Origin of the sequence: Sulfitobacter sp. W002 (assembly GCF_025142135.1) — a bacterium.
GTDB classification, from domain to species: Bacteria; Pseudomonadota; Alphaproteobacteria; order Rhodobacterales; family Rhodobacteraceae; genus Sulfitobacter; species Sulfitobacter profundi.
Genome location: NZ_CP081126.1, coordinates 2,175,527 through 2,201,310, shown reverse-complemented (window position 1 = coordinate 2,201,310; position 25,784 = coordinate 2,175,527). Strand labels below are relative to the sequence as shown.

The window sequence follows — 25,784 nt, the reverse complement described above, 5'->3', positions numbered from 1 at the left end:
CGCGAACGCAGTACGAGGGGCGCTATGACAACGCCCCAAACCCCCTCCGCCCCGCAGCCTGCCACACGTCCCGTGGTGCGCCTATTGCCCAAGGCCAACGCCCGCGCCATCCGCCACGGCTTTCCTTGGGTCTATGCCAATGAACTGGTCACCGACCGCCGCACGCGGGGGCTTGCCCCCGGCACGCTGGCGCTGCTGGAAGATGCTGACCGCAAGCCCATGGGGCTGGTCGCGGTCAATCCGACCTCCAAAATTATCGCCCGGATGATCGACCAAGACGCAGAGGCGCAGGTGGATCAAGCATGGTTCGAGGCGCGCGTTAGCCGCGCTCATGCCCTGCGCAGCCAGCTTTACGATCAACCCTATTACCGCCTGATCCACGCCGAGGCCGATGGCCTGCCGGGCGTCATCATCGACCGTTTTGGCGATACCTGCGTGATCCAGCCCAACGCCGCTTGGGCCGATGCGCTGCTGACACCGCTGGTGGCCGCTTTGCAATCGGTGACCGGCGTGACCAACGTGTTGAAAAACGCCTCTGGCCGGACGCGCAAGCTTGAAGGGCTTGACGATGCTTCGTCCACGCTGGTGGGGGAGACCCCCGAAGGCCCGCTGCCGGTGCCGATGAACGGCGCGACCTATATGGCCGACCTTACCGGCGGGCAGAAAACCGGCCTGTTCTACGACCAACGCCCCAACCACGCCTTTGCCGCCAATCTCGCGCGCAATGGGGCACGGGTGCTCGATGTCTTTGCCCATGTCGGCGGCTTCTCCCTCGCCGCCCTCGCAAACGGCGCGTCATCAGCACTGGCCGTCGACGGCTCCGCCCCTGCGTTGGAACTGGCCGAAGCCGGTGCCGCCGCGATGAACATGCAAGATCGCTTTGCCACCCGCCAAGGCGATGCCTTCGACGTGCTTACCGCGCTGCGCGATGAGGGCGAGACCTTTGACGTGGTGATCTGCGACCCGCCCGCCTTTGCCCCCTCGCGCCAAGCGGTCGACGCGGGGCTGCGCGCCTATGAACGTGTCGCACGGCTCTCGGCGCAGCTGGTGGCAGAGAATGGTATTCTGGGTCTTTGTTCCTGTTCCCACGCCGCTGATCTGAACCAGTTCCGCACCGCATCCGTGCGCGGCATCGGTCGGGCCGGACGCCGCGCCATGCTGCTGCACACCGGCTTTGCCGGGGCGGACCACCCGCAACTGCCGCAGCTTGCGGAAAGCGGCTACCTCAAGTCGCTGTTCTTCCGCCTGTGATGAAAACGCGCCCCCGCGTGCTGATCGACACCTGCGTGCTCTACCCCACGGTGATGCGCGAAATGGTGTTGGGTGTGGCAGCAAGGGGCGCGTTCGAGCCGGTCTGGTCGGCGCGTATCTTAGAAGAATGGGCCCGTGCGGCGATCAAGCTTGGGCCCACGGGCGAAGCACAAGCGCGGGCCGAGATCGCACTGCTGCGCGGCAACTGGCCGGGGGCCGAACGCGCGGCCTCTCCCAGCCTACAGGCGCGGCTTTGGTTGCCGGATGCGAATGACATTCATGTTCTGGCCGTCGCCGTGGCCAGCAGCGCCGACATGATCCTGACGCTGAACGCCAAGGATTTCCCCCGCCAAATCCTCGCCGAAGAGGGGTTGAGCCGGGCCGATCCCGACAGCTACCTGCATGGGATTTGGCAAGCGACACCGGAATTGGTCGCCCCCGTGGCCGACGCCGTCTTGCAAGAGGCGCGGCGGCTGTCAGGCGAGCAATGGGAGATGCGCGCCCTGCTGAAAAAGGCACGGCTGCCGCGGCTGGCAAAGGCTCTGGCCTAGCCCTCCCACCGCAGTTGCAGCTTGCGCAACGCGGCGACACGTTCCTCGGTCTTGGGGTGGCTCAGCAGCCAAGCGGGCGGGCGTCCCGCGCTATTTTGGCTCAGCGCGTCCAACTTCTCAAACAAGGAAATCTGTGGGCCGATGCCGATGCCCGCTTTTGTCAGCAGGGCGGCGGCATAGGCGTCTGCCTCATACTCATCCCCGCGTGAGAGGCGGGCAGCCAGCAGGCTGGTCAGCCCGTTTGCGATCAGCACACCGATCCCGGGAATGATCCGCCCCAGCACCATCGCCAGCGCCGTGCGCAGGGCGTTCTGGCCCGAGAAATCAATCATCCGCCGCCGCGAATGGCCAAGCGCCACATGGCCCAACTCATGCGCGATGACGCTCGCCAATTCCTCTGCTGTTACAGCACCTTGGCGAAACTTGTTGTAAAACCCGCGGGTGATGAAAATGCGTCCATCGGGGGCTGCCAGCCCGTTGACCGGTTCGATCTCATAAAGATGCACCTTGATGCGCGGCAGGTCCAACGCCTTGGCCATCTTGGCGCTCATGTCGTTGAGTTTGGGGTCCACCAAGGGGGTCGATTTCGCGTCCAACTCGCGCGCCGTGCGCCAAGCGGAGAAACGATACATGGCCAGCGCGTAAAGGATGGCCAGCAGAATGGGGAGAAAGCGGATCATGCCCGCAATATGGGCAGGCCGAGGGCCGGGGGCAAGCGGCACAAGGCCGCGCCCCCGGTTTCATGTCATGCGATCAGACGAGTTTTGCGTCCATCGTGATCTCGGCGGTCAGCAGCTTGGAGATCGGGCAGTTCTCTTTGGCGGTCTTCGCGGCTTTGTCGAAGTCCTCTTGGCTCGCGCCGGGGATGCTGGCCTCGACCGTCAGATGCACTTTGGGCACGTGAAAGCCGCCGTCTTTCTCTTCCAGATGCACTTCTGCCTTGGTCTCGATGCTGTCGGGCGTCAGGTCGCTTTGCCCCAGGATCATCGACAGCGCCATGGAGAAACAAGACGCATGGGCCGCACCGATCAGCTCTTCTGGGTTGGTGCCTTCCTTGCCTTCGAAACGGGTGTTGAAGCCATAGGGCTGGTCAGACAGCACACCGCTTTGGGTTGAGACATGGCCCTTGCCCTCTTTGAGCGAGCCTTCCCATTTTGCGCTGCCGGTTTTCACGATCGAAGCCATTGGAATATCCTTTCACTGAGCTTGCGTTCGTCCCCTCAACTGGCGCAGGGCGGAAAGGTTTCAAGGCCGAGCGTTCAATATCGCGTCATGGTCTTAATGCCCCGGCTTAGCCCTTCGAGGGTCATCGGCACCATGGCCTCGGGGCCGAAAATCTCTTGGATCATCGCGATCGACTGGGTGTAGCCCCACTGCCGTTCCGGCACCGGGTTGATCCACAGATGGTTTGGCCAGTGATCTCGCACGCGGGCGAGCCATGTGGCACCCGACTCCGCGTTCCAATGCTCATTCGCGCCGCCGGGATAGGCGATCTCATAGGGCGACATCGACGCGTCACCGACAAAAATGCATTTGTAATCAGAGCCATAGCTGTGCAGTACCTCATGGGTGGGGATCTGCGCGTCCCAGCGGCGGCGGTTGTCGCGCCAGACGCCTTCGTAGAGGCAGTTGTGGAAATAGAAATGCTCAAGATGTTTGAACTCGCCACGCGCCGCGCTGAACAACTCTTCGACGACCTTCACATGCGGATCCATGGAGCCGCCGATGTCGAGAAACAGAAGCACTTTCACGGCATTGCGCCGCTCTGGCCGGGTTTTCACATCCAGATAGCCATGCTCTGCCGTGGCGCGGATGGTGCCGTTCAGGTCGAACTCCTCTGCTGCCCCGTCGCGTGCCCAGCGACGCAGACGCTTTAGCGCCAGTTTGATGTTGCGGGTGCCGATCTCGACGTTGTCATCGAGGTTGCGGAACTCGCGCTTGTCCCAAACCTTGACCGCGCGTTGGTGGCGGCTTTCCTTTTGGCCGATCCGCACACCTTCGGGGTTGTAGCCGTATGCGCCAAAAGGCGAGGTGCCCGCCGTGCCGACCCATTTCGATCCGCCCTGATGCCGGCCTTTTTGTTCCTCTAGCCGCTTTTTCAACGTCTCCATCAGCTTGTCAAAGCCGCCCGCGGCTTCGATCTCGGCCTTTTCCTCGGGCGTGAGGTGCTTTTCGGCCATCTTGCGCAGCCAGTCTTCGGGCAGGTCCACGGCGTCGAGCACGTCATCAAGGCTGATGTTCTCCAGCCCCTTAAAGGCCGCTGCAAAGGCGCGGTCGAACTTGTCGATGTTGCGCTCGTCTTTGACCATCGACACACGGGCGAGGTAGTAAAACGCCTCAACGTCATAGGTGGCCAGCCCCGCCTTCATGCCCTCAAGAAAGGCCAGAAACTCGCGCAGCGAGACCGGAACACCGTGGCGGCGGAGCTGATCGAAGAACGGCAGAAACATCAGAGGCTCAGCGCGCGGTCCAAAAGAACCGTGGCGATCATGCCGACGATCAGGAAGGCAAAGCCGTAGCCCGTTGCATATTGCGCGATGTCTTTGCGGTTGCCGCCACGTTTGCGGGCCGTCAGCCCGCCGATTACCGCGCCGATCAATGCCAATCCGAGTGCTATCATAACCTATTGCCCGTCTATTTTGCGGGCCTATCCATTGCGCGGGTTCAGGGACGCGATTTCGCGCAGCTTGGCCCGCACGGCCCAGTCAGGGCCAAAGCCGTATCGCGCCCAGCCGATGCTGTCCAGCCTGACGCGGCGCGCCTCAATGCCGCGGCCTTCGATCTCTAGAGCTTCGGCCTTGAGCAGCATGAGCGTGGCCAGCAAGGCGGCGTTTTCGCTGGCCTCGGCGATGGGCAGATGCGGCTCGATCAGGGCAAGTGCGCCTGCGCCGTCGCCGATGGTTACCGCATAGCCCGCCCGCTGCGTGGCGACATAGGCGCGGTGCAGCGTGGTGCCGGGGGTGCGGGCATAGAGGGTGTCTGCCATCTGGTAATGTGTCTGCGCGGCGGCCGGGTCGGTCATCTGCGTGACGCGGCCCATGGCGTAATGCGAGAATGCGTGGCGGTTGTCCTGCCAACCCTGCGTTTGGGCGATGCGCAGTGCGTCTTGGGCTGCAGACATCCGGGCGTTGCGGCCCACGTCGCGGCCAAGGGCCGTCTGGATGGCGCGGCTCCAGACCTGCGGCGTGGCGCGCGCGGGGCGGGGGGCAACGGTGCCGCCGCCGGGGTTCAGCCGCGCCAAAATGCCCGGCAGGCGCGCGGCGACCTCGTCGCGGGTCATGCCAGAGCGCAGCGCCGGGTCATTGTAGATGCGCAGCACCAGCATGTCGAAACCGGTCAGCACCGTATGCACATTGTCGTCGTTAAACACCGAGTCCGGCAGGCGGTAGAGATCGTTCAGCGGCCCAAGCGCTTGGGCCAGTTCCTCATGCAAACAATCGCGGCTTTCTTGTGGGCTTACGTCATTGGGCAGGAAAATCGCCAGCTTGCGCCGCTCGGTCAGGCGGGTCCAATCGGTGGCGGCGGAACGCCTCGTGCGGCGGTATTCTTCCAGTGTGCTGACATTCGGCACCACGAAACAGGCCGCCTGCGGCAAGAGCCGCCGGATCTGGCTGCGGTTCACCGCTTGAATGGTGATGCTCGCCTCTCCGCCCGTCACCTCACGCAGTTCCATCCCGGCTTCCCGACGCAGACGTGCCAGCAGCCGCGCAAGGTCCGGCCCCAAGGTCGCGGGCGGTTGCCCCAGAACGCGCAGGGTGATCGGCCCCTCAAAGCGGGTCAGAACGGGCAGGGCGCGGCCACTTTCCATCCGAAAGGACAGATCAAGGAAATCTTCGGCCAAGGCAGCATTCGACACATGCGGCGTCGTGGGGCGGGCTTGGGCGAACTGCTTCATCGGGGGCAGGGTGCTGTCGGCGATCACCGCGCGGGTCGCCACCTCGGAATGGGAGGCCGGCACGCAGGCGTTCAGCAACATCATCAGCGGCAGGATCAGCCGCGCCTTCACCCCGCGCCTCATGCGCTTGGGCCTTTGCGCGGCCTATTCCGCTGTGATCTATCGCAAACTGCGCATGGCGCTGCCGCTGTCTGTCCTTGCATTTGCCTGCCCCATCGGTCGTTTAAACCCGGGTCTTGGTGCCCGTGATTGACCTCAGCCTAGGCAGGCGAAAAATCAAAAGCGAGGAAAATACCCGCTTTTGACGTAAAGTCGCATGGGTGTTGCCGCTCTACCGCTGGCGGCGCGCCATAAAGGCCAGCCGCTCGAACAGATGCACATCCTGCTCGTTTTTCAGCAGCGCGCCATGCAGTTTCGGCAGGGCGTTGGGGCCATCCTTGGCCAGATCCTCGGCGTCCATATCCTCGGCCAGCAGCAGTTTCAGCCAGTCCAGCACCTCGGAGGTCGAGGGTTTTTTCTTTAGCCCCTGTTGCTCGCGGATCTCGTAGAATTGCGTCAGCGCGGTGGTCAGCAGCTGCTGTTTGATGCCCGGATGGTGCACTTCGACGATCTGCTTGAGCGTCTCCATCTCGGGAAAACGGATGTAGTGAAAGAAACAGCGGCGCAGGAAGGCGTCGGGCAGTTCTTTTTCATTGTTGGAGGTGATGATGACGATGGGGCGTTGGCGCGCCCGGATCGTCTCGCCCGTCTCATAGACAAAGAACTCCATCTTATCGAGTTCCTGCAACAGATCGTTGGGGAATTCGATGTCGGCTTTGTCGATCTCGTCGATCAGCAGCACGACCTTTTCATCGGCATCAAAGGCCTGCCAAAGCTTGCCCTTGCGGATGTAGTTCTTGACGTCATGCACGCGCTCATCGCCCAATTGGCTGTCGCGCAGGCGGTTCACGGCGTCGTATTCGTAAAGCCCCTGTTGCGCGCGTGTGGTCGATTTGATGTTCCATTCGATCATGCGCAGACCCAAGGCGTCGCTGACCTGCCGCGCCAATTCGGTTTTGCCGGTGCCCGGCTCGCCTTTCACCAGAAGCGGACGCTCCAAGGTAACCGCTGCATTGACGGCAATTTTCAGGTCATCGGTGGCGACGTAGTCTTTGGTGCCTTGAAATTTCATCTTGTTTTCAACCTCGTGTGACGGGCGCTTGATCCTTGGCCTTTAACCAAAAATCAAAGGGATTGTGTAGTGACAATTGTAACCCGCTCAGATAGACGCTGCGGCAGGGAAGATGTCGGGAGACAGGCCTTTTTAATGTCTGAGTTGAAAACCGCCGGGGAAAAACAAATGAAGCAGGAAGTTTTCCTGCCGGACGATTACAGTCCGGCCGAGGACGAGCCATTCATGAATGACCGTCAGCTTGAGTACTTTCGTCGCAAGCTGATCCACTGGAAATCGGAACTGTTGGCAGGCAGCCGTGACACCATCGAAGCACTGCAAGACGGCACCCGGAACATTCCGGATGTGAACGACCGCGCCTCGGAAGAGACCGACCGCGCGCTGGAACTGCGGACCCGTGACCGGGCCCGCAAATTGGTCGGCAAGATCGACGCGGCTCTGCGGCGGATCGACGAGGGAGAGTTCGGTTACTGCATGGTCACCGGCGATCCGATCTCGCTCAAACGGCTGGACGCACGGCCCATCGCCACGATGACGCTGGAGGCGCAAGAGCGTCACGAGCGGCGCGAGAAAGTCCACCGCGACGACTGACATCACCTGAAACATCACACGCCGAGGCTTATGCTTCGGCGTTTGTGATTTGGGCGCGGGGCCAGCACGATCCGAAGCTTGTGAGCCGGGGTCTACCAGCTTGGCAGCGATCTGGGGCCTATGATCTGGGGCGTGAATGAAACCTTCCAATGCGATTGTCGTGGGCGGCGGGATCGGCGGGCTGGCCTTGGCCACGGCACTGGCGCGCAAGGGCGTCGCCGTAACCCTGCTTGAACAGGCCGCGCGGTTTTCCGAGATCGGCGCGGGGCTACAGATCAGCCCCAACGGCCTTGCCGTGCTGCGCGCGCTTGGGTTGGAGCATGGGTTGAAAGCCCGCGGTGCCGTGCGGGGGCAGGCGGTGCGCCTTTGCGACTACGCGAAGGGCGCGCAGGTGGCCCGGCTTGATCTGACTCGCTTGGCCAATGATCAGCGTTATTATTTCCTCCACCGTGCCGACCTGATTGATCTACTGCGTGAAGCCGCGCAGCGCGCCAACGTGAGTTTCGAGACCGACGCGCAGGTCGCCTCGATCCATCCCGGTGCCTTGCCGCAGGTGCAGATGGCCCGTGGTGGACGGCGGCGGGCGGAGTTGGTCGTGGCCGCCGATGGCATCCACTCGGTCGGGCGGGTGCAGTTGAACGGGGCGGATAAGGCGCGGTTCTCGGGGCAGGTGGCATGGCGTGGGCTGATCCCCAACACCATAGATCACGGCCCAGAGGCGCGGGTTACCATGGGGCCGGGGCGGCATCTGGTCAGCTATCCGCTGCGCGAGGGGCGATTGGTCAACCTCGTCGCCGTGGAAGAGCGCGCCGATTGGGCCGCCGAAGGCTGGCATCACCGTGACGATCCCTCCAATCTGCGCCAAGCCTTCGCAGGTTTCGGCGGAGAGGCGGCGCAGATGCTGGGCGCGGTGCAGGATGTGACCCTCTGGGGGCTGCATTACCATCCCGTCGCCGCCAATTGGCAGGCAGAAGGCGTGGCGCTGTTGGGCGATGCGGCCCATCCAACGCTGCCCTTTCTGGCGCAGGGGGCAAATATGGCGCTAGAGGATGCTTGGGTCTTGGCCGACTGCCTGACCCGCCAGCCCCGCGACGCCGCGCTTAGCGCCTATCAAGCCGCCCGCATCGACCGCGCGCGGCGCATTGTCAAAACCTCGGAAGGCAACGCAGCACGCTATCACCTGCGGTCCGGCCCGGTCCGGTTTGCGGCCCATACCGGGCTGCGCATAGCCTCAAAACTCGCGCCCGGCGCGATGCTGGGCGCGTTTGATTGGCTCTACGCCCATGACGTTACCAAAGCGTAAAGGCCACCGAGCTTAGCCGGTGGCCCAATTGATCAGCCCGCCCGTTGCAGCATCCCGAAAAGGTCTCGCGGGTCGTCCGGGTCGGCCAGCAGATCAAGCGGTTGGAACAGCCCTGTCTCAGCGATTTGATCGCGGACATAGCGCAGGGCCGAGAAATCCTCGATCGCGAAGCCCACGGAGTCAAACAGCGTGATCTGCTGCGCATCGCGGCGGCCTTCGGCCTGCCCGGCCAGCACCTGCCAGATCTCGGTCACCGGGTGGTCGGCCTCAAGCTGCTGGATCTCACCCTCGATGCGGGTCTGCTCGGGGAATTCCACGAAGATGCCCGAACGGTGCAGGATCGCGGGCGCGAGTTCCGTCTTACCGGGACAGTCGCCGCCGATCGCATTGATGTGCACGCCAGAGCCGACCATATTGTCGGTCAGGATCGTGGCATATTGCTTGTCCGCGGTGCAGGTGGTGATGATCTGCGCGCCCATAATCGCCTCTTCGGCGGTGTCGCATTCCACCACCTTGATGCCATGGCCCGCCAGATTGCGTGCGCATTTGGCGGTCGCCGCGCGGTCGATATCGTAGAGCCGCACCTCATCCACGCCGCAGATCGCCTTCATCGCAAGGCTCTGAAACTCGGACTGCGCGCCATTGCCGATCATCGCCATGACATGGCTGCCCTTGGGCGCCAGCAACCGGGCCACCACGGCAGAAGTCGCCGCCGTGCGCAGGGCAGTCAGGATCGTCATCTCGGTCAGCAACACCGGGTAGCCGTTGGCCACATTGGCCAGCAGGCCAAAGGCGGTCACGGTCTGAAAGCCGTCTTTGGTGTTGTCGGGGTGGCCGTTGACGTATTTGAAGCCGTAAACATCGCCGTCCGAGGTGGGCATCAGTTCGATCACGCCTTTCTCAGAATGGCTGGCCACGCGGGGGGTCTTGTCGAAAAGCTCCCAGCGTTTGAAGTCGGCTTCGATATAGTCGGCCAGCCCGCGCAGCATGTCTTCGACGCCGATATGGTGGATCAGTTTCATCATCTGATCGACAGAAACGAAGGGCACCAGCGCCTTGTCGGAGGGGTTCAGATTGGTCATATTCAGGTCTTTCTATCAATAGGCACGGGTGGGGCGGTCGAACACGCGGCGGCCAAAGGCCGATGCGGTGAGGTCCACCATCAGTTGCGCGGTGCGGCCCCGTTCATCAAGGAAAGGGTTCAGCTCAACCAGATCGAGCGAGGTCATCAACCCGCTGTCGGAAAGCATCTCCATCACCAGATGGCCCTCGCGGACCGTGGCGCCGCCCGGCACGGTGGTGCCCACGGCAGGGGCCACGGAGGGGTCGAGGAAATCCACATCCAACGAGACATGCAGCATGCCGCCCGCCGCTTCGACCTTATCAAGGAAGCGTTGCAAGGGTTTGGCGATGCCGCTCTCGTCGATCTCGCGCATGTCGACGTAAGTGACGGTGGTCTCCTGCAAGGCCGCGCGTTCGAGGGCGTCGACAGAGCGCAGCCCGATCATGGCGATATTGTCATGGGGCAGGGGCGTGTCGATCTTTGGAAAGCCGTCGAACCCCTCGCGCCCGGTGACATAGCCCAAGGGCGTGCCGTGCAGGTTGCCGCTGTCGCTGGTCTGCGGCGTGTGGAAATCCGTATGCGCGTCGAGCCAGAGCACGAAAAGCGGGCGGCCTGCCTTTTCGGCATGGCGCATTGCGCCCAAGACGGTGCCAAGCGCCAGCGCGTGGTCGCCGCCCATAAAGATCGGCAAGCCATCGTCCATCGCCGCATCGGCGGCAGCGGCGAGGCTCTCTGTCCATGCGATGGTCTCTTCCAGCGCGTGCAGTTTTTCGTGCTCTTTCGCTTGAAAGGGCGCGGGGGCGACATTGCCGCGATCGGTGACGCTGTGGCCGAGATCGCGCAGGGCACGTTCGAGCCCCGCAGTGCGATAGGCATCCGGCCCCATCAGGCAGCCGCGACGGCGCTTGCCGCTGTCCAGCGGGACGCCCAGCAAGATACAGTTTTGTGGGTTCGACATGGGGGACTCCTGAGCTGTTTGAACTCAGATAATCCGCGCATCTGTCTAACGACAAGCCGTCAAACTGACCGTTTCGGGGGCGTTTTTAACAAACTGAAAGAAAGAGCTTCCAGTTTGTCAGTTTTTGCTGGCTAGGCCGCTTTGCGTGCCGCAGCGACCCAAAGACCGACCAAGACGAAAGAGAACATGGCGTTCCAGCCTGCCATCGACAGGCCCAGAAATTGCCAGACGATCTCATCGCACATGACCAGACCGCTCGGGCCTTCGGTGGAGAGCAGCGACCCGCCGTCAAGGCTGCCCAAGTCCATGCCTCCGCCGGTGCAGGAACTCGGCCCCGGCCACCAGCCCCATTCGACGCCTGCGTGATAAACGCCGATCAGCGCCGTCACTGCCGCCGCCAAGGCCCCCAGCCACGCCAGAACGCGCGGCCCGCCAAAGAGCACGATCGCCCCAATCAACACTGCCGCCGCATGGGGCCACCGCTGCCAAAGGCACATCTGGCAAGGCGCGTAGCCGCCCAAATGCTGGAAACCAAAGGCACCCAGCAACAGCGCGGCTGAGCCGAGTGTTGCCAGCGAAGTCAAAGTCTTACCCGTCATAGAACCTTTACCACCATGAAGCCGCCAATCAGCAGGGCGACAGCCAATGTGAACATCAAACCCAAGCGCCGTTCAATGAAATCTCGGATCGGTGCGCCAAAGCGCCACAGCAGCCCCGCCACCACGAAGAACCGCAGCCCACGGGCAAGGATCGAGGTCATGATAAAGGTGCCCAGCGGCATTCCGGTCCAGCCCGACATGATCGTGATGACTTTGTAAGGGAAGGGGGTGACCCCGGCGACCAGCACCGCCCAAAAGCCCATGTCGTTGAAGCGGGTGGAAAATTCTGCCATCGCGTCGGACTTGCCCAGGCTCGCGAGGATCGGCTGTCCAAGGCTCTCAAAGGCCAGCCCGCCAATGGCATAGCCCAAAAGCCCGCCCAGAACGGAGGCCAGCAGCGCTACCCCCGCGATCAGCCACGCGCGGTTGGGCCGCGCGATGATCATCGGAATCATCAGGATATCAGGGGGGATTGGAAAGAAAGAGCTTTCGACAAAAGCGACAACGGCAAGCGCCCAGAGGGCATGGCGATGTTGGGCCAAGCCCAGGGTCCAGTCATAAAGGCGGCGGATCATTTAGGGGGCTCCGGCTGTTTTATATGCCTCACCATGTCGCGCGACCAAGGTCAAGCGCAACGCTGTGCAGAAACAGGGTGAAAATCCACTTGCCCCACGCGCTTTTGCAGGCTACATCGCCCCACGTGCCCAAGTGGCGGAATGGTAGACGCAGGGGATTCAAAATCCCCCGCCGCGAGGCGTGCCGGTTCGAGTCCGGCCTTGGGTACCACCTTGTTTCAGCAAGGTTTCCGTGAAAATCGTAGCTCTATCAAATCGCCGTTTTCCGCGTTGGTCACGCTATCTGCTTCCACGTTCTTGTTCTAGATATCGGTCATTTCTGGGCCGCGTTGGTTCGTAGTTTTCCGAGAGCCTGAGGCTTCTACAGCTTGGGCAACTTCAGAAGACCATCTGCGTGCTGTGAAGTTTTGATATTTATCATCTCAAACAATGCTACACGTTAGCGCAGGGTCAGCAGGAATAGGACGCCGCCATGGCTCGGACCAAAGCCGCCAGAGATATCAGCCTGAAGTCGCTCGAACTGTTTCAGGTCTGCGCCAAGGAAGGGTCGCTGCAAGCCGCCGCGCGGGATGCGGGATTGACGGTGAGCACCGTGTCGCATCACCTGCGCAGTTTGGAAGACCACTTGGGTGTTGAACTCTTCAACCATGCCCGGCGTCCGATGGTCCTGACGCCCAAAGGGCAGGTCTTTTCGCGCAAAATCGACGAGGCGCTGCGCACGATCCGCAAGGCCAAGGCCGAGGTCTCCGCCGGCAGCGTCGCCGACGCGAGCTTCCTTAGAATCGGTGCGATCGAAGATTTGGAAAGCGATATCGTGCCGTATTTGGCAGTCTCCCTGACCAAGACAATGCCCAGCTGCGATTTCAGCTATCATACCGGGGTCAGCCACGACCTGATTGGTATGCTGCGCAACCGCCAGCTCGATCTCGGTATATGCACCGCGCCGGGGGAAACGATCAACGACCTGCAAGAGCGCCCGCTTCTGCGTGACCCTTTCATCATCGTTCTGCCGCGTCTTGCGTCGGAGTCCCTCACGCAGATCATGGAGGGCACGGCAAAGCTGCCTTTCCTGCGGTTCTCCGGCAACCTGATGATCGCCCGGCAGATCGACACCCACCTGCGGCGCTTGGGGGTAACATCCCCGCATCGGTTCGAATGCAGCAATAACCAAACCCTGATGGCGATGGTGGCAGCAAGCGCGGGCTGGACGATCACAACCCCGCTGTTGTTTTCCCGCGCCGCGCGGTTTCATGGCGATCTGCGCATGCACCGCTTTCCGGGCAAGGCTTTTGCCCGGACATTGGCCTTGATGAGCACGCCGGATTGTTCGCGCTCTGTCGTCGAATTGGTCGATGCCGAGATGCGCGACTTCATTCGTCAACATGTGATCGAGCCGCTGCACGCCAGCACGCCTTGGTTGGCAGAGAGTTTCCAGCTGATAGAGTAGGGGGCAGGGCTATTGCCGCTTCGGGGTCTAATCAAGCTATCGAAACTATCTTGCGATTTTTTCCAACACCCGCATTAGTGTTTGTGTTTAACCCTCTCTCTGGCCCTCTGATCTCAGTATCTATCGGAGGCGCACCCCATGAAATCTCGGACCAAAGTGGTAGTCATCGGCGGCGGGATCGCTGGCTGCTCGACGCTTTATCATCTCACTCAAGAAGGTTGGACAGATGTCGTCTTGGTCGAGCGTGATGAGCTTACGTCAGGCACAACTTGGCATTCGGCGGCGCAGGTCACGAATTTTGGGGCCAATCAGACGATGGTCGGGCTGAAAACCCATTCCATCAAACTTTACAAGCGCTTATCCGAAGACCCGGAGTATCCGATCAACTACCACCACGCCGACGGCGGCATCCGACTGGCCAATACCGAAGCGCAGATGCAGGGCTATCGCCACTTCTCATCGATGGCGCGCGGCATGGATGTGGATTTGGAAGTCATCGACGCCGAAGAATGCGCCCGACGCCACCCGCTGATCTCAACCGAGAACCTGCTGGGCGGGCTTTGGGATCCGCTCGACGGTGACATCGACCCGGCTCAGCTCTGTCAGGCTTTGGCTTTTCACGCCCGCAAGGCCGGGGCCGAGGTCTATCGCAACACGCCAGTCACCGCGCTGACGCAGCACAAAGACGACACCTGGACGGTCCATACCAAACATGGCGATATCGACTGCGATATCGTCGTCAACGCCTGCGGCTACCGGGTGAATGAGGTTGGCAGCATGATGGGGGTGCATCATCCCGTCGCCTCGATGGAACACCAGTATTTTCTGACCGAAGACATCCCAGCTATCGTCGAGGCCGGTCACCGGATGCCGCTGCTGCGCTGTCCGATCTCGGACTATTACAGCCGCCAAGAAAAGAACGGCCTGCTGGTCGGTTTTTATGAGCAGGACTGCAAGACGTGGGGAATGGACGGGATCGACCCCAATTTCATCAACGCCCTGTGCCCGGATGATCTTGAGCGGGTCATGGACGTGCTCGAAGGCGCCTTTGAGCGTATGCCCGCGCTGGCCGAGACCGGCATCCGGTCGATCGTCAACGGCCCGATCACCTATACCATCGACGGCGCGCCGCTGGTCGGCCCAATCCCCGGCAAGCGCAACGCCTTTTGCATCATCGGCCTGCGTGCAGGACTGGGCGAGGGCGGCGGCCACGGGTGGCTGCTGGCCCAGCAGATCGTCCATGGCGAGGCGCAGTATGACACCTGGGTCATCGACCCGCGCCGTTTCACCGGGCACGCCAATGTCGAACTCACCGCGCTCAAGGCCATCGAAGATTACCAGAACGAATTCCGCTTCCACTTCCCGCATGAGCATCGCCCCGCGGCGCGGCCTGCCAAAACCACACCGTTGACCCCGGTGATGGCTGCTGAAGGGGCCGAATTCACCGTCGTCAACGGCTGGGAACGGGTCGACTACATCAAGCCGTCGCCGGATTTCCATCCAACCCTGAGCTTCAACTTCGACGAAGCCTTTGACGTGGTCGCGGCTGAAGTGAAGAACGTGCAGGAGAATGTTGGCCTTTGCGAAGTCAACGGCTTCAATCGGTTCGAGATCACCGGCAGCGACCGGCACAGCTTTCTTGACCGGATGTTCTGCGGTGCCGTGACCAAGCGCGACGGACGGGTGGGCCTGGGCTACCTGCTGAACCACCACGGGATGGTCAAGGGCGAGGCCACGGTGGCCAATCTGCCCGCTTCAGATCGCGGTCCGCAGCGTGTCTGGTACGGCTCGGCAGCCGCCAGCGAATATCACGACATGGACTGGCTGCAGATGCATCTGCGTGATGATGAAGAGGTGCAGATCCGCAGCCTGACCAACGACCAGACGATCCTCGTGCTCGCGGGCCCAAAGGCGCGCGATGTGCTCAGCGCCTGTTCTCGCGGCGACTGGTCGAAAGAGGCGTTCCCATGGCTAAGCGTGAAGGAATGCTTCATCGGTTTTGTGCCTGCCACCGTGCTCGGTGTCAGCTTCTCGGGCGAATTGGCCTATGAAATTCACGTGCCCAACAATGCGCTCTATGCGGCCTATCTGGCCCTGCGAGAGGCTGGGGAGGCACATGGTCTGAAGCTGTTCGGTGCCCGGGCGGTTGACGCGATGCGACTGGAAAAAGGTTTCATGCACTGGAAAGCTGATCTGCTGACCGAATTTGACCCTTTCGAAACCGCGCTGGACCGTTTCGTAAAACCCGAAAAGCCCGCCGATTTCATTGGCAAGGCCGCGCTGCACAAACGCATGGAAGAAGGCCCGCGCAAAAAGCTGGTAACGCTCAAGGTCGATGCGACCCACGCTCCCGCGCATGGCGGCGCCTCACTGATGCAGGACGGGAAGGTCGTCGGCACTGTGACCTCCGGCGACTGGGGACACCGGGTGGGCATGAACCTTGCCTATGCCTTTGTCGATCCGGCGCTGGCCACGCCCGGCACGCAAATCCCGCTTGATCTCTATGGGGAAATGGTAGGCACCGAGGTCATCGAGCCCTCGCCTTATGATCCGTCCTATGCGTTGATGCGCGGATAACACGACTGGCAGGGGCCGAAGCGAGTCCGGCCCCGGTCTGGCAAACAGAACATTCAGCGGCAGTCCGCCCCCTTTGCGGCTGCCGCCCACATCGAAGCTAAGATTGAGGATCATCCATGCACCTTTCCCGTTTCCCCCGCGTCCACCTTGCCCACTTGCCAACACCGCTTGAGCATATGAAACGCCTGTCAAAAGAGCTCGGCACCGAGATCTGGATCAAACGTGACGATTGCACCGGCCTTTCCACGGGCGGCAACAAGACCCGCAAGCTGGAATTCCTGATGGCCGAGGCCATCGAGCAGGGCGCGGACATGGTGATGACCCAAGGCGCAACCCAGACCAACCACGGCCGCCAGACCGCCGCTGCGGCGGCGAAGCTGGGCCTTGCCTGCCACATCCTGCTGGAAGACCGCACCGGCTATGACGATGCCAACTACAACACCAATGGCAACGTGCTGCTGGACCATCTGCACGGCGCCACAACCGAGAAATTCCCCGGCGGCCACGATATGCCCGGCGAGATGGAAAAGGCGGCTGAAAAGAAGCGCGCCGAGGGCCATAAGGTCTATATCATCCCCGGCGGTGGCTCGAACCCCACGGGCGCTTTGGGCTATGTGAACTGCGCGTTTGAGCTGCTGAACCAAGTGAACACCTCCGGCATGAAGATCGACCGGCTGGTTCACGGCACGGGCTCTTCCGGCACGCAAGCCGGGCTTGTCACCGGCATGTGCGCGATGAACGCCCAGATCCCCATTCTCGGCATCGGCACCCGCGCGCCGCAGCCCAAGCAAGAGCAGATGGTCTATGACCTCGCCTGCAAAACCGCCGAAAAGCTGGGCTGCGCGGGCGTGGTCAAGCGCGAGGATGTGATGGCCAACACCGATTACGTCGGCGAAGGCTACGGCATCCCGACCGACAGCGGCATCGAGGCGATCCAGATGTTTGCCGAGCTCGAAGGTATCCTGCTTGATCCATGCTACTCTGCCAAAGGGGCCGCTGGTCTCATTGATCTCGCCCGCAAAGGCACGTTTAAGGACGAGCGTGTGGTCTTCCTCCACACCGGCGGCGCGGCGGCTCTGGGCGGCTATGACTTCGCCTTCGACATGTCCAACCGTTGGGTCAATCTGTAAGAGAGGACGGCTTCCGTGGCGCGCAAGTTTACCGGCAGTTTCACCCAGCAAGAGGGACTTTCCGAAAGCGCCATCGCGGCGGCGGTTGCGGTGTTACAGTCGGGCCGCTTGCACCGGTATAACCTCGCCCCGGGTGAGGCCGGTGAAGTGGCCCAGCTTGAGGCTGAATACCGTGATTGGCAGGGCAGCAAATTCTGCCTTGCCGTCACCTCGGGCGGGCAGGCGTTGCAAATCGCCCTGCGCGCCTGCGACGTGGCACCGGGCGACAAGGTGCTGACCAATGCCTATACGCTGGCCCCGGTGCCCGGCGCGATCCGGGCGGTGGGCGCTGATGCGGTGCTGGTCGAGATCGACGAGAACCTGAGGCTCGACCTTGATGACCTAGGCGCCAAAATCGCCAGTTCCGGCGCGCGGGTGCTGTTGCTGTCGCACATGCGCGGGCATCTGTGTGACATGGACCGGCTGATGGCGATCTGCGATGCGGCGCAGGTGACCGTTATTGAGGATTGCGCCCATACGATGGGGGCGCGCTGGAACGGCACGCGGTCGGGCAATTTCGGCAAAGTGGCCTGTTTCTCGACCCAGACTTACAAACACATGAACTCCGGCGAGGGCGGGTTTCTGACCACAGACGCCGCCGCAATCGCCGCCCGCGCGACGATCTTGTCGGGCAGCTACATGCTTTATGAACGCCACGGGGCCGGGCCGCAGCCTGAGGCATACGCCGATGCGCGCTATGACATGCCCAATTGCTCGGCACGGATGGATGCGCTGCGCGCGGCGATCCTGCGTCCGCAGCTTGCCGACCTCGACAGCAACATCGCCCGCTGGAACGCCCGCTACACGCAGGTTGAGGAGAGGCTGAAAGCACAGGACGGTGTGGCGACGATCAACTTGCCAACCGCCGAAGCGCATGTCGGGTCCTCCATCCAGTTCCGCCTGCCAGATTTCACCGCCGCACAGTGCCGTGCCATGCTGGATGCTGCTGCCGCACGGGGCGTGGAGCTTAAATGGTTCGGCGCGAAAGAGCCTGCAGGCTTCACCTCGGCGCATCCATCCTGGCGCTATTTTCCAGCCCAAGACATGCCCGCGACAGACCGCATCATGGCGACGCTTTTCGACATGCGCTTGCCGCTGAGTTTTTCCCAAGACGACTGCGCGCTGATCGCCGAATTGATCTGCGAAGCGGTGGACGAGGTGACATCATGAGCCGCCCGGTCGTCGGCGTATTGGGGGGCATGGGGCCGGAAGCGACGATCCTGCTGCAGCAGCGTGTGCTTGGCACTGTCGATGCCCAAGACGACGCCGATCATCTGCCGCTTTTGATCGACATGAACCCCCAAGTGCCCTCCCGCATTGCCCATCTGATTGAGGGCACAGGGGAAGATCCCGCTCCGGCACTTGCTGCAATGGCGCGGCGGCTGGAACGGGCAGGGGCCACGGCCCTCGCCATGCCCTGCAACACCGCCCATCACTACGCCCCGGCGATTGAGGCGGCGGTTTCTATCCCCTTCCTGAACATGGTGTCCCTGTCGGTCGACCGCGCGGCGGGGCAACTCTCATCAGGCGCCTCCGTTGGGATTCTTGCCTCTCCTGCCGTGCGCATGGCCGGGGTGTTTGACGCAGCCCTTGACCGCGCCGGGCTGAACGCCCTTTGGCCCGCAGATGCCGATCGCATGCTGGCCGCGATCCGGCTGATCAAGGCGCAGGGGATCACCCCGCAGGCGCAGCAGACGCTTGCGGAAGCGGCGGCTGAATTGACCGCGCAGGGGGCCGAGCTTCTGCTCATTGCCTGCTCAGAGTTTTCGCTGCTCGCCCCGGCTTTGACCGCCCCCGTTCCGATCCTCGACACGATCGACGTACTGGCCGAGGCGATACATCAACATTCCCAAATCCAACCGAGGTAAGACCATGGCGATCACCTATCTAAAGAAAGTCGAGACCCGCCCGGCGGTTGAGGGCAAAGACATCCGCGGTGTGGTTGCACAGATGCTCGCCAAGATCGAAGAGAGCGGTGAGGCTGCCGTGCGGGACTATGCGCGCGACCTTGACGGCTGGGCCGGGGATATCGTGGTCACTGCCGCGGAACGGGCCGCTGCCTCTGCGCGGGTGCCGCAAGAGCTCAAGGACGATATCCGCTTTGCCCATGCCAACATCCGCCGCTTTGCCGAAGCGCAAAAGGCGACGATGGGTGATTGCGAAATCGAGATCATGCCGGGGCTGATTGCGGGCCAAAAGCAAATCCCCGTCTCTAGTGCGGGCTGCTATGTGCCCGGCGGGCGTTACAGTCATATCGCCAGCGCTTTGATGACGATCACCACCGCCAAGGTCGCGGGCGTGCCGCATATCACCGCTTGCTCGCCCACGCGCCCCGGCATCGGTATTCCCGACCCAATCATCTTTGCGATGGACCTTTGCGGGGCAGACCTGATCCTAAACCTCGGGGGGGTGCAGGGGGTCGCTGCCATGTCGATGGGGCTGTTTGGCGGTGTGCCTGCCGATATCCTCGTCGGTCCCGGCAACAGCTATGTGGCAGAGGCCAAGCGCATGCTGTTTGGTGCGGTGGGGATCGACATGTTCGCCGGTCCGACCGATTCACTGGTCGTCGCCGATCACAGCGCGGACCCTGAAACGGTGGCATGGGATCTGGTCAGTCAGGCGGAACACGGGGCCGACAGCCCGGTTTGGCTGGTCACAACCGACCGCAAACTGGCGGAAACCGTGTTGCAGCGGGCGCCCGAAATGATCGACAGCCTGCCGGAGCCGAATGCCAGCGCCGCGCGCGTGGCTTGGGCCGAACGGGCCGAGGTGGTCTTGTGCGATACCCGCGAAGAAGCGGCCCAAGTGGCTGACCGCTACGCGCCGGAACATCTTCAGGTGCAGGCCGAAGACCTTGACTGGTGGCTCAACCGCCTTTCTGCCTATGGCTCGCTGTTTTTGGGAGAGGAGACCACGGTCGCTTTCGGCGACAAAACCTCGGGGCCGAACCATGTGCTGCCCACCAGTGGGGCTGCGCGCTATACCGGGGGGCTCTCCGTGCACAAGTTTACCAAGACCGTGACATGGCAACGCTGCGATGCCGATGCCTCGCATGAGTTGGCCTTGCGCACCGCGCGGATCAGCCGGATGGAGGGGATGGAAGGCCACGCCCGTTCTGCCGAGCTTCGGCTGAAACAGCAACCGGCCTGACGCCGCGCCGAGGAATATCTATGCTACTGACCGTCAAATCCCGCGTCTCCCCCTATGCTGGAGGGCTGCTGCTTGCGACTGTCATCGCGGTGGCCGCCACGTTCTTGTCGGATCACTACGGCGCGCCGGTGATGCTCTTTGCGCTGCTGCTCGGGATGGCGTTTCACTTCCTGTCGGAAGACAGCGCTTGCGCCATTGGGGTCGATTTCGCCGCCAAGGCGCTGCTGCGCTTTGGGGTTGGCCTGCTGGGGCTGCGGTTGGGGCTAGCCGAGGTTATGAGCCTTGGCTTTACCCCTGTCATCGCCATCGTCGGTTTGGTTTTGGCGACCTTTGGATGCGGCGTGGTGATGGCCCGTATCTTTGGCCGCCGCACCGCTTTTGGTATGCTGGCGGGCGGGGCCGTCGCCATCTGCGGGGCATCAGCGGCTTTGGCGATCACCTCCGTCCTGCCGCCACATAAAGACCGCGAGCAGGACACGCTTTTCGTTGTGATCGGTGTCACGGCGCTGTCGACCATCGCGATGATCGCCTATCCCATTCTTTTCCAGTCGCTGGGGCTGAGCGATATTGAAAGTGGTTTTCTGGTTGGCGCCACGATCCACGATGTCGCGCAGGTGGTGGGGGCCGGATACTCCATCAGCGACGAGGCCGGGGTCTTTGCCACCTACGTCAAGATACTGCGCGTCGCACTTTTGCCCGTCGTGATGCTGTTCGTGATGTTCAGCTTCAGAGGCGCGCAGCAGCAATCTGTCGGCGTGCCGTGGTTTCTGGTGATGTTTGCAGGCTGCGCAGTTTTGGCAAATCTGGAAGTGCTGCCGAGCGCAGTGCTCGCGTTCCTCAACGAGCTATCCCGGTGGTGTCTGGTCATCGCCATCGCGGCCTTGGGGGTGAAAACCAGTCTGGCGAAGGTCGTGAAGGTCAAACCCAGCTACAGCATCATTCTGGTGGTCGAAACGGTGTTCCTGCTCGGCGCGGCTCTTGCGTTTGTGCTTTTGTTCGGGATTTAGGCGGGGCCGAGCCTGCTCGGTGAAGCCTGAGAGTATCGCCGGGACTTTTGGCTCACCCCTTGCCCCAAAAATCCGCGATAACCTCCTCCGCCAGCTTGTTTTGCACGGTGAAATCAGTGTCTTCCGCGCCACCGCTCTCAGGGTCGGTGAACCAGCGCCAGACCCATAGGTCCGGGATGCCCCGTGCCTCAAGAGCGCGAAGCCAGCGGCGCAAGACGTCGGCCTGAAGTGCCATGTCGGCGGGGGCTGCGCGTTCTTCGGCGCTTTCCCACGGGCGTTCGGTCGCCCCTTCGGCAGATCGGATGCCAATTTCGGCGATCCAAATGGGCTTTGCATGTTTCCGCGCGACGGCCTCGATCCGGTCCAATTCTTTGGCGATGGCGCGATCCCAGTCGGCGGTCGCCCCGGCTGCGCCCAAGACGGGGTAGAGCGACACCGCAACGGCATCCAATAGCGGCCAGAACGCAACTTTCTCAGCCTCGTCAGCACCATGGGCGACATAGGTGATTTTACCGCTGAACGCTTCGCGTAGCCCGGCGATGGTGCCCTCCCATGCCTTCGCCCCCGATACGCCGCGCAATTCGGTGCCGAGGACCAGCACCTCGGCGCGGCTTTGCTCTGCGGTGACCACAATGGCGCGCAGGGCCCTTTCATAGGCCGCGTGCCAATCGTCTTCGGTGCCCGCCGCGGGGGCGATGGCGCCCGCCCAGCTTTCGGGCACCCAGACATGCGGTTTGACGATGGCGGCCAGCCCGGCTGCGTGCAACTGCGCGATCCCGGCGGCGATCCTGTCATGGGGCAGCGCGTCCCCCATGACGATGGCGCTGGAGGTGGGCGCGGGCTGCCATAGAAAAGGGATCACCGTTGCTGCCGTCGCGCCCGTCTTTCGCAGTTGAGCGATGCTCAGCGCAGCGGCTTGGCTTCCGAAGGGCGCACGCGTTGTCTCGATAAGGTTGAACCCGCGCAGAACCTCGCCACTGCTGCTTTGGGGAAACGCTCCTGTCGCGGTGAGCGCGGTAGAGCCGAGGGCCCAAAGAAACGTGCGACGTTTAATCATAGCGGCAAGGTAGGATGACTTCCCCCGCCGCACAACGGCATCTTAGGTGACAGGCGGGGCCTTTCGGGGGCTGTATTTCGGGCGCTTTATTTGGGGACCTGCAATTCGGGCTGTAATTCGGATGGTGGCAGGTGCCGACCAAAAGCAATCTCGCGAAACCGCTGAACGATCGCAGTCGCGCATACCAACGCGCGCAGCGTCCAAGGACTATTCCCTTTCCCCGGTCGGCCCAACCGCGTAGGCAGCCCCTACCTTGGAAAACGAGACATATCATGGCGCAGAATGCCACCATCTACAAAGTCGAGCTTTCGGTCTCGGACATGGACCGTCACTATTATGAGACCCACAAGCTGACCATCGCCAAACACCCTTCGGAAACCGACGAGCGGTTGATGGTGCGGCTCGTCGCCTTTGCCCTCAACGCGCATGAGCATCTGGAAATGACCAAGGGTCTATCGACGGATGATGAGCCGGACATCTGGCAAAAAAGCCTGAGCGGAGAGTTGGACGTGTGGATCACGCTGGGTCTGCCCAGTGAGAAAGTCCTGCGCCAGTCCTGCAACAAGGCCGCCAAGGTTGTGGTCTATCCCTATGGCGGCAAATCGGCTGAGATCTGGTGGGACAAGGTCAAGAACGGCACCACCCGCTTTGACACCCTCGAGGTGGTGAACTTGGCCGAGAGTGACACCAAGGCGCTGGCGGAGATGGCCAGCCGCGCGATGAAGCTTCAGGTGATGATCCAAGACGGTGAGGTGACAGTGAACCTCGACGAGGCGCTGGTGACGCTCACACTCGACCGATGGAAAACCGCCGGTTAAAAGGCGGCAGCGGGGCAAACCCAGCTGCCGCCGCTTCTTCAGGCTGCGCGGCGTTGCAGCAGGGCAATGGCATAGCCGATCACCATGGCCATGCCGACGTGCCCCACAAAAGACGACTGCGTGTAGGCTCCGAAATCCATCATAAAGCTGCGCCCCACCACCGGGGCCAGCAGCCCTTGGGCGACGAACCACAGCACAAGCCCCGACAGCGCCCCCGACAGGACCAGCCCAAGCCGCGTCAGGCGGTGCACCAGCCAAACAAAGACCGAGAAACCGACGATCCCAAGCGCGATATGCAGCGCGAAGCCAAGCCAATAGGGCAGGGTGATCCCAAGGGCGATCTTGCCAAGCGCAACCACAAGGTTCGCCGGGGCGAGTGCGACGCCAAAGAGGAGGGGGGAGACCAACCAAGCATAAAGCTCGAAGGCGATCTCGCCCGCGAGCCCGGCCAGCAGGAGCGTGGGAACGGTTTGTTTGAGGGGCATAAGCAAAGTCTCTTGCAAAAGGACAGCACATCGGCGCAGCCGCAGCCGGATGGCGCGGGCGCTATGCTGTGTCAGTGGAGGTTGGGGAAAGCGCCGGACCGAGGGGCCCGAGCGGATAGAAAAAGGCGCGCCACCATGGGCGCGCCTTTCGATTTAAACGTCGAGCTTGTTGTCGCCGCGCTTCCATGCCAGCGGCTGGAAAACTTCGTCGACCGGGGTTTCGGCCACGTGATTGACGTAGTTCGAAATGGTCTTCTGCGCCATGCCAAGGATCACGTCCAGCACCGCACGGTGGCTGTAACCTGCGTCAAAAAACGCCTGCATCTGCGCGTCGGAGACAAAGCCCCGGTTGCGCACCATCTGAACGGTGAACGTCCGCAGCGCTTCGAGTTTGGGTGTCGGCAGGGCGGTTTCATTGCGCAGTGCGTCGCTGATCTCGTCCGAGACCTTCATCATCTTGGCGATGCCGGTGTGGGCGGGCACGCAGTAGTGGCACTCGTTCTCGACGTTGATCGACTGCCAAACCACGGTCAGCTCTTCGGCGTCGAAATCCGTCTCGGTGAAAAGCTTGTGCAGCACCTGATAGCCTTCATAGGCCTGCGGGCTTTCGGCCAGCACCTTGTGCAGACCCGGCAGGCGGCCAAAGGCCTTTTGCGATTCCGCCAGCAGCGGCTTGGAGGCTTCGGGTGCGGAGTCTTGGTCGTGGGACGGGAATGTCATGATCTCTACCTTTGTTAATCGTCGATATTTGCTATTTAGGGTTTTTTGAGCGATCACTCAAGTATATATTTGAGTGATCGTTCAACATATGGTGATATCATGCCCCGCAAACCAAACCACGACCGAGCCGAGCTGATCCACCGCGCCCGCGATCTGTTTTGGCGTCAGGGCTGGGCGGGCACATCGCTGAAAGACCTCGAAGCGGTGTTGAAAATGAAGCCCGGCAGTTTCTACGCGGCCTTCGGGTCGAAAGAGGCGCTGTTCGAGCTCGCCTTGGACAAATACGCCGAGGATGGGGCCGGGCGCCTGGCCGAATTGGTCGAAGCCCATGGCCCGATGGCAGCCCTGAAACGCTATCCCGAACTGGCGATTTGCCGGGAGGAGGCTCCGGCCAAGGCCTGCATGCTGTCGAAAACCCTGTTGGAATTACAGGCCCATGGGCATCCACTTGCCCAACGGGCCAGCGCGCATCTCATGGGGATGGAAGAGCAGTTCGCGGCGCTTTTTGCCCAAATGCAGCGGGACGGAGAGATCGCGCCGGAACATGATCCAAAGTCACTGGCCCGGCGCTATCAAAGCGATCTGCTCGGCCTGCGTGTCTCGGCCGAGCGGGAGGGGATCGACGCCCATGCCATCGCCCGCGAAATCGCGGAAGGTCTGGACCGGTTGTAATTTCAGACGACGCTATTCGATCTGTTCTTCCAACATGGCAGTGATCTTGCGCCGTTGAAAAATATTGCGGATTTGATGCGCCATGATCCGTTCCGGCACGAAATAGGGCTTGCCGTCTTTCCATTCCGCCCGAAACGCATGCCGCGCGGCGATCAATCTGGTGGTATGGCCATCCGCAGCCGCGACGGTGAGGTCCATCTGGCGGACTTTATCGAACAGGCCCTCGGTCCCGATGCGCGCCTCGGCGCGGCGCAACAGATCGAGAAAACTGCCGATATCGATGAATTCACCGCTTTTGATCGGCCCTTGATTGGTGCGGGTCAGGGGGTTTTCCACATCGTTCAGCGCCACTTCTTCGCGTTCGGTGACCTTGACGTGATAGGTCTTTTCCTCCGTCACCACCCGCGCCATGACTTCAAGCAAGTAAATCGGCTCGGCCCCCATATTGGTTACGAAACAATGGGCATTCTCATCCCGCGCGATCGAACGGTTGATCAGGATCACCGGCTGCCGTTGCCGCCGGAAATTGAGCCATAGGATATGCAGGTAAGCCAGCCAGACCACCGCCGTTAAAAGGCTGACCGCCACCTGCAACGTGCCGGAATTCTCTGCGATCCAATCGAGCATCCTTTGTCTTCCTTGCGCGTTCTGCCGGGTCGCCGGACCAACGCGCGGGGCGGCGCTTCGTTGCACAGGGATCGACGCGGCGCTTGACCTGCCGCTTT

Annotated in this window: 27 protein-coding genes and 1 tRNA gene; 14 read left to right on the top strand and 14 right to left on the bottom strand. The window is 62.0% G+C overall.

The features are described 5' to 3' along the window. The first annotated feature begins 24 nt into the window (after positions 1-24). Positions 25-1,251, top strand: coding sequence for an RSP_2647 family RNA methyltransferase (locus tag K3758_RS10845; RefSeq protein ID WP_259944668.1), 1,227 nt, complete (start codon positions 25-27; stop codon positions 1,249-1,251). Further along, positions 1,251-1,802 carry an RSP_2648 family PIN domain-containing protein gene (locus K3758_RS10840; protein WP_209218093.1) on the top strand — a complete coding sequence of 184 codons (552 nt, stop codon included), beginning with the start codon at positions 1,251-1,253 and terminating at the stop codon, positions 1,800-1,802. The genes K3758_RS10845 and K3758_RS10840 overlap by 1 nt, the downstream gene beginning before the upstream one ends. Here the strand turns inward: K3758_RS10840 and K3758_RS10835 are convergent. The 6 genes from K3758_RS10835 to K3758_RS10810 all read right to left on the bottom strand — a co-directional run bounded on the left by K3758_RS10835 (position 1,799) and on the right by K3758_RS10810 (position 6,868). Next, positions 1,799-2,482, bottom strand: coding sequence for a M48 family metalloprotease (locus K3758_RS10835; protein WP_259944662.1), 684 nt, complete (start codon positions 2,480-2,482; stop codon positions 1,799-1,801). The genes K3758_RS10840 and K3758_RS10835 overlap by 4 nt on opposite strands. A 73-nt stretch (positions 2,483-2,555) precedes the next feature. Further along, complete coding sequence (locus tag K3758_RS10830; protein WP_067630331.1) at positions 2,556-2,987, bottom strand: OsmC family protein; 432 nt, start codon at positions 2,985-2,987, stop codon at positions 2,556-2,558. A gap of 74 nt (positions 2,988-3,061) precedes the next feature. Further along, positions 3,062-4,252 carry a VWA domain-containing protein gene (locus tag K3758_RS10825; protein WP_259944658.1) on the bottom strand — a complete coding sequence of 397 codons (1,191 nt, stop codon included), beginning with the start codon at positions 4,250-4,252 and terminating at the stop codon, positions 3,062-3,064. After that, positions 4,252-4,422, bottom strand: a complete 171-nt coding sequence (locus K3758_RS10820; RefSeq protein ID WP_067630337.1) for an apolipoprotein acyltransferase — start codon at positions 4,420-4,422, stop codon at positions 4,252-4,254. Before K3758_RS10820 ends, K3758_RS10825 begins: the two co-directional genes overlap by 1 nt. 27 nt (positions 4,423-4,449) lie before the next feature. Further along, complete coding sequence (locus K3758_RS10815; protein WP_259944653.1) at positions 4,450-5,820, bottom strand: DUF2927 domain-containing protein; 1,371 nt, start codon at positions 5,818-5,820, stop codon at positions 4,450-4,452. Between the two features lie 208 nt (positions 5,821-6,028). Continuing rightward, entirely contained in the window at positions 6,029-6,868 is an 840-nt protein-coding gene (locus tag K3758_RS10810) for a MoxR family ATPase (protein ID WP_067630343.1), read from the bottom strand. 168 nt (positions 6,869-7,036) lie between these two features. Between K3758_RS10810 and dksA the strand changes: the two genes are divergently transcribed. Both dksA and K3758_RS10800 read left to right on the top strand, forming a co-directional pair. Continuing rightward, positions 7,037-7,459 carry an RNA polymerase-binding protein DksA gene (gene dksA, locus K3758_RS10805; RefSeq protein ID WP_259944649.1) on the top strand — a complete coding sequence of 141 codons (423 nt, stop codon included), beginning with the start codon at positions 7,037-7,039 and terminating at the stop codon, positions 7,457-7,459. A 136-nt stretch (positions 7,460-7,595) separates the two neighbouring features. Beyond that, entirely contained in the window at positions 7,596-8,762 is a 1,167-nt protein-coding gene (locus K3758_RS10800) for an FAD-dependent monooxygenase (protein ID WP_259944647.1), read from the top strand. Positions 8,763-8,794: 32 nt separating this feature from the next. Here K3758_RS10800 and K3758_RS10795 read toward each other — a convergent pair whose 3' ends face one another. The 4 genes from K3758_RS10795 to K3758_RS10780 form a co-directional block, all read right to left on the bottom strand. Beyond that, on the bottom strand, positions 8,795-9,844 hold the full coding sequence (locus K3758_RS10795) for an ornithine cyclodeaminase (RefSeq protein ID WP_259944645.1): 1,050 nt from the start codon (positions 9,842-9,844) through the stop codon (positions 8,795-8,797). A gap of 15 nt (positions 9,845-9,859) precedes the next feature. Beyond that, on the bottom strand, positions 9,860-10,783 hold the full coding sequence (gene rocF, locus K3758_RS10790) for an arginase (RefSeq protein WP_132444560.1): 924 nt from the start codon (positions 10,781-10,783) through the stop codon (positions 9,860-9,862). Positions 10,784-10,914: 131 nt separating this feature from the next. Beyond that, positions 10,915-11,382 carry a disulfide bond formation protein B gene (locus K3758_RS10785; protein ID WP_259944642.1) on the bottom strand — a complete coding sequence of 156 codons (468 nt, stop codon included), beginning with the start codon at positions 11,380-11,382 and terminating at the stop codon, positions 10,915-10,917. After that, the gene (locus tag K3758_RS10780) at positions 11,379-11,957 is read right to left on the bottom strand and encodes a YqaA family protein (RefSeq protein ID WP_067941874.1); all 579 of its coding nucleotides are present in this window, start codon (positions 11,955-11,957) and stop codon (positions 11,379-11,381) included. Before K3758_RS10780 ends, K3758_RS10785 begins: the two co-directional genes overlap by 4 nt. Positions 11,958-12,084: 127 nt before the next feature. On the opposite strand from K3758_RS10780, the gene K3758_RS10775 reads away from it, so the two are divergent. From K3758_RS10775 to K3758_RS10740, 8 genes are all read left to right on the top strand, one after another. Further along, positions 12,085-12,168, top strand: a tRNA-Leu gene (locus K3758_RS10775). 261 nt (positions 12,169-12,429) lie between these two features. After that, entirely contained in the window at positions 12,430-13,404 is a 975-nt protein-coding gene (locus K3758_RS10770) for a LysR family transcriptional regulator (RefSeq protein WP_259944640.1), read from the top strand. A gap of 138 nt (positions 13,405-13,542) precedes the next feature. After that, the gene (locus K3758_RS10765; RefSeq protein ID WP_259944639.1) at positions 13,543-15,981 is read left to right on the top strand and encodes an FAD-dependent oxidoreductase; all 2,439 of its coding nucleotides are present in this window, start codon (positions 13,543-13,545) and stop codon (positions 15,979-15,981) included. A 116-nt stretch (positions 15,982-16,097) separates the two neighbouring features. Then, entirely contained in the window at positions 16,098-17,111 is a 1,014-nt protein-coding gene (locus K3758_RS10760; RefSeq protein ID WP_259944638.1) for a D-cysteine desulfhydrase, read from the top strand. A 15-nt stretch (positions 17,112-17,126) separates the two neighbouring features. Then, entirely contained in the window at positions 17,127-18,320 is a 1,194-nt protein-coding gene (locus tag K3758_RS10755; RefSeq protein ID WP_259944637.1) for a DegT/DnrJ/EryC1/StrS aminotransferase family protein, read from the top strand. After that, complete coding sequence (locus K3758_RS10750) at positions 18,317-19,018, top strand: aspartate/glutamate racemase family protein (RefSeq protein ID WP_259944636.1); 702 nt, start codon at positions 18,317-18,319, stop codon at positions 19,016-19,018. Before K3758_RS10755 ends, K3758_RS10750 begins: the two co-directional genes overlap by 4 nt. A 4-nt stretch (positions 19,019-19,022) precedes the next feature. Further along, a complete protein-coding gene (gene hisD, locus K3758_RS10745; protein ID WP_259944635.1) occupies positions 19,023-20,300 on the top strand; it encodes a histidinol dehydrogenase in 1,278 nt (425 codons plus the stop codon). A gap of 20 nt (positions 20,301-20,320) precedes the next feature. Beyond that, the gene (locus K3758_RS10740) at positions 20,321-21,307 is read left to right on the top strand and encodes a YeiH family protein (RefSeq protein ID WP_259944634.1); all 987 of its coding nucleotides are present in this window, start codon (positions 20,321-20,323) and stop codon (positions 21,305-21,307) included. A gap of 52 nt (positions 21,308-21,359) precedes the next feature. On the opposite strand, the gene K3758_RS10735 is transcribed toward K3758_RS10740, so the two are convergent. Next, positions 21,360-22,364 (bottom strand): glycoside hydrolase family 113, encoded by a 1,005-nt coding sequence (locus K3758_RS10735; protein ID WP_409202603.1) that lies wholly within the window; start codon positions 22,362-22,364, stop codon positions 21,360-21,362. A gap of 272 nt (positions 22,365-22,636) precedes the next feature. On the opposite strand from K3758_RS10735, the gene K3758_RS10730 reads away from it, so the two are divergent. Further along, the gene (locus K3758_RS10730; RefSeq protein ID WP_120351240.1) at positions 22,637-23,182 is read left to right on the top strand and encodes a YaeQ family protein; all 546 of its coding nucleotides are present in this window, start codon (positions 22,637-22,639) and stop codon (positions 23,180-23,182) included. A gap of 38 nt (positions 23,183-23,220) precedes the next feature. Here K3758_RS10730 and K3758_RS10725 read toward each other — a convergent pair whose 3' ends face one another. Both K3758_RS10725 and K3758_RS10720 read right to left on the bottom strand, forming a co-directional pair. Next, positions 23,221-23,667, bottom strand: a complete 447-nt coding sequence (locus K3758_RS10725) for a hypothetical protein (RefSeq protein ID WP_259944628.1) — start codon at positions 23,665-23,667, stop codon at positions 23,221-23,223. A gap of 153 nt (positions 23,668-23,820) precedes the next feature. Beyond that, the gene (locus tag K3758_RS10720) at positions 23,821-24,387 is read right to left on the bottom strand and encodes a carboxymuconolactone decarboxylase family protein (protein WP_120351239.1); all 567 of its coding nucleotides are present in this window, start codon (positions 24,385-24,387) and stop codon (positions 23,821-23,823) included. Positions 24,388-24,486: 99 nt separating this feature from the next. Here K3758_RS10720 and K3758_RS10715 point away from each other — a divergent pair, with 99 nt between their 5' ends. Continuing rightward, positions 24,487-25,059, top strand: coding sequence for a TetR/AcrR family transcriptional regulator (locus tag K3758_RS10715; RefSeq protein WP_259944624.1), 573 nt, complete (start codon positions 24,487-24,489; stop codon positions 25,057-25,059). A gap of 12 nt (positions 25,060-25,071) precedes the next feature. Here the strand turns inward: K3758_RS10715 and K3758_RS10710 are convergent, their stop codons facing one another. Then, positions 25,072-25,686: a hypothetical protein gene (locus tag K3758_RS10710; protein WP_259944623.1), complete on the bottom strand. Its 615-nt coding sequence runs from the start codon at positions 25,684-25,686 to the stop codon at positions 25,072-25,074. Between the last annotated feature and the right edge of the window lie 98 nt (positions 25,687-25,784).

Excerpts from the sequence above, each read along its gene's own strand:
- K3758_RS10810 (WP_067630343.1), bottom strand. The coding sequence starts at position 6,868 with ATGAAATTTCAAGGCACCAAAGACTACGTCGCCACCGATGACCTGAAA.
- K3758_RS10715 (WP_259944624.1), top strand. The coding sequence starts at position 24,487 with ATGCCCCGCAAACCAAACCACGACCGAGCCGAGCTGATCCACCGCGCC.
- K3758_RS10725 (WP_259944628.1), bottom strand. The coding sequence starts at position 23,667 with ATGCCCCTCAAACAAACCGTTCCCACGCTCCTGCTGGCCGGGCTCGCG.
- K3758_RS10710 (WP_259944623.1), bottom strand. The coding sequence starts at position 25,686 with ATGCTCGATTGGATCGCAGAGAATTCCGGCACGTTGCAGGTGGCGGTC.
- hisD (WP_259944635.1), top strand. The coding sequence starts at position 19,023 with ATGGCGATCACCTATCTAAAGAAAGTCGAGACCCGCCCGGCGGTTGAG.
- K3758_RS10835 (WP_259944662.1), bottom strand. The coding sequence starts at position 2,482 with ATGATCCGCTTTCTCCCCATTCTGCTGGCCATCCTTTACGCGCTGGCC.
- K3758_RS10825 (WP_259944658.1), bottom strand. The coding sequence starts at position 4,252 with ATGTTTCTGCCGTTCTTCGATCAGCTCCGCCGCCACGGTGTTCCGGTC.
- K3758_RS10785 (WP_259944642.1), bottom strand. The coding sequence starts at position 11,382 with ATGACGGGTAAGACTTTGACTTCGCTGGCAACACTCGGCTCAGCCGCG.
- K3758_RS10800 (WP_259944647.1), top strand. The coding sequence starts at position 7,596 with ATGAAACCTTCCAATGCGATTGTCGTGGGCGGCGGGATCGGCGGGCTG.
- K3758_RS10740 (WP_259944634.1), top strand. The coding sequence starts at position 20,321 with ATGCTACTGACCGTCAAATCCCGCGTCTCCCCCTATGCTGGAGGGCTG.
- K3758_RS10780 (WP_067941874.1), bottom strand. The coding sequence starts at position 11,957 with ATGATCCGCCGCCTTTATGACTGGACCCTGGGCTTGGCCCAACATCGC.
- K3758_RS10730 (WP_120351240.1), top strand. The coding sequence starts at position 22,637 with ATGGCGCAGAATGCCACCATCTACAAAGTCGAGCTTTCGGTCTCGGAC.
- K3758_RS10815 (WP_259944653.1), bottom strand. The coding sequence starts at position 5,820 with ATGAGGCGCGGGGTGAAGGCGCGGCTGATCCTGCCGCTGATGATGTTG.
- K3758_RS10770 (WP_259944640.1), top strand. The coding sequence starts at position 12,430 with ATGGCTCGGACCAAAGCCGCCAGAGATATCAGCCTGAAGTCGCTCGAA.
- K3758_RS10760 (WP_259944638.1), top strand. The coding sequence starts at position 16,098 with ATGCACCTTTCCCGTTTCCCCCGCGTCCACCTTGCCCACTTGCCAACA.
- K3758_RS10820 (WP_067630337.1), bottom strand. The coding sequence starts at position 4,422 with ATGATAGCACTCGGATTGGCATTGATCGGCGCGGTAATCGGCGGGCTG.
- K3758_RS10840 (WP_209218093.1), top strand. The coding sequence starts at position 1,251 with ATGAAAACGCGCCCCCGCGTGCTGATCGACACCTGCGTGCTCTACCCC.
- K3758_RS10765 (WP_259944639.1), top strand. The coding sequence starts at position 13,543 with ATGAAATCTCGGACCAAAGTGGTAGTCATCGGCGGCGGGATCGCTGGC.
- dksA (WP_259944649.1), top strand. The coding sequence starts at position 7,037 with ATGAAGCAGGAAGTTTTCCTGCCGGACGATTACAGTCCGGCCGAGGAC.
- rocF (WP_132444560.1), bottom strand. The coding sequence starts at position 10,783 with ATGTCGAACCCACAAAACTGTATCTTGCTGGGCGTCCCGCTGGACAGC.
- K3758_RS10845 (WP_259944668.1), top strand. The coding sequence starts at position 25 with ATGACAACGCCCCAAACCCCCTCCGCCCCGCAGCCTGCCACACGTCCC.
- K3758_RS10720 (WP_120351239.1), bottom strand. The coding sequence starts at position 24,387 with ATGACATTCCCGTCCCACGACCAAGACTCCGCACCCGAAGCCTCCAAG.
- K3758_RS10735 (WP_409202603.1), bottom strand. The coding sequence starts at position 22,364 with ATGATTAAACGTCGCACGTTTCTTTGGGCCCTCGGCTCTACCGCGCTC.
- K3758_RS10830 (WP_067630331.1), bottom strand. The coding sequence starts at position 2,987 with ATGGCTTCGATCGTGAAAACCGGCAGCGCAAAATGGGAAGGCTCGCTC.
- K3758_RS10795 (WP_259944645.1), bottom strand. The coding sequence starts at position 9,844 with ATGACCAATCTGAACCCCTCCGACAAGGCGCTGGTGCCCTTCGTTTCT.
- K3758_RS10750 (WP_259944636.1), top strand. The coding sequence starts at position 18,317 with ATGAGCCGCCCGGTCGTCGGCGTATTGGGGGGCATGGGGCCGGAAGCG.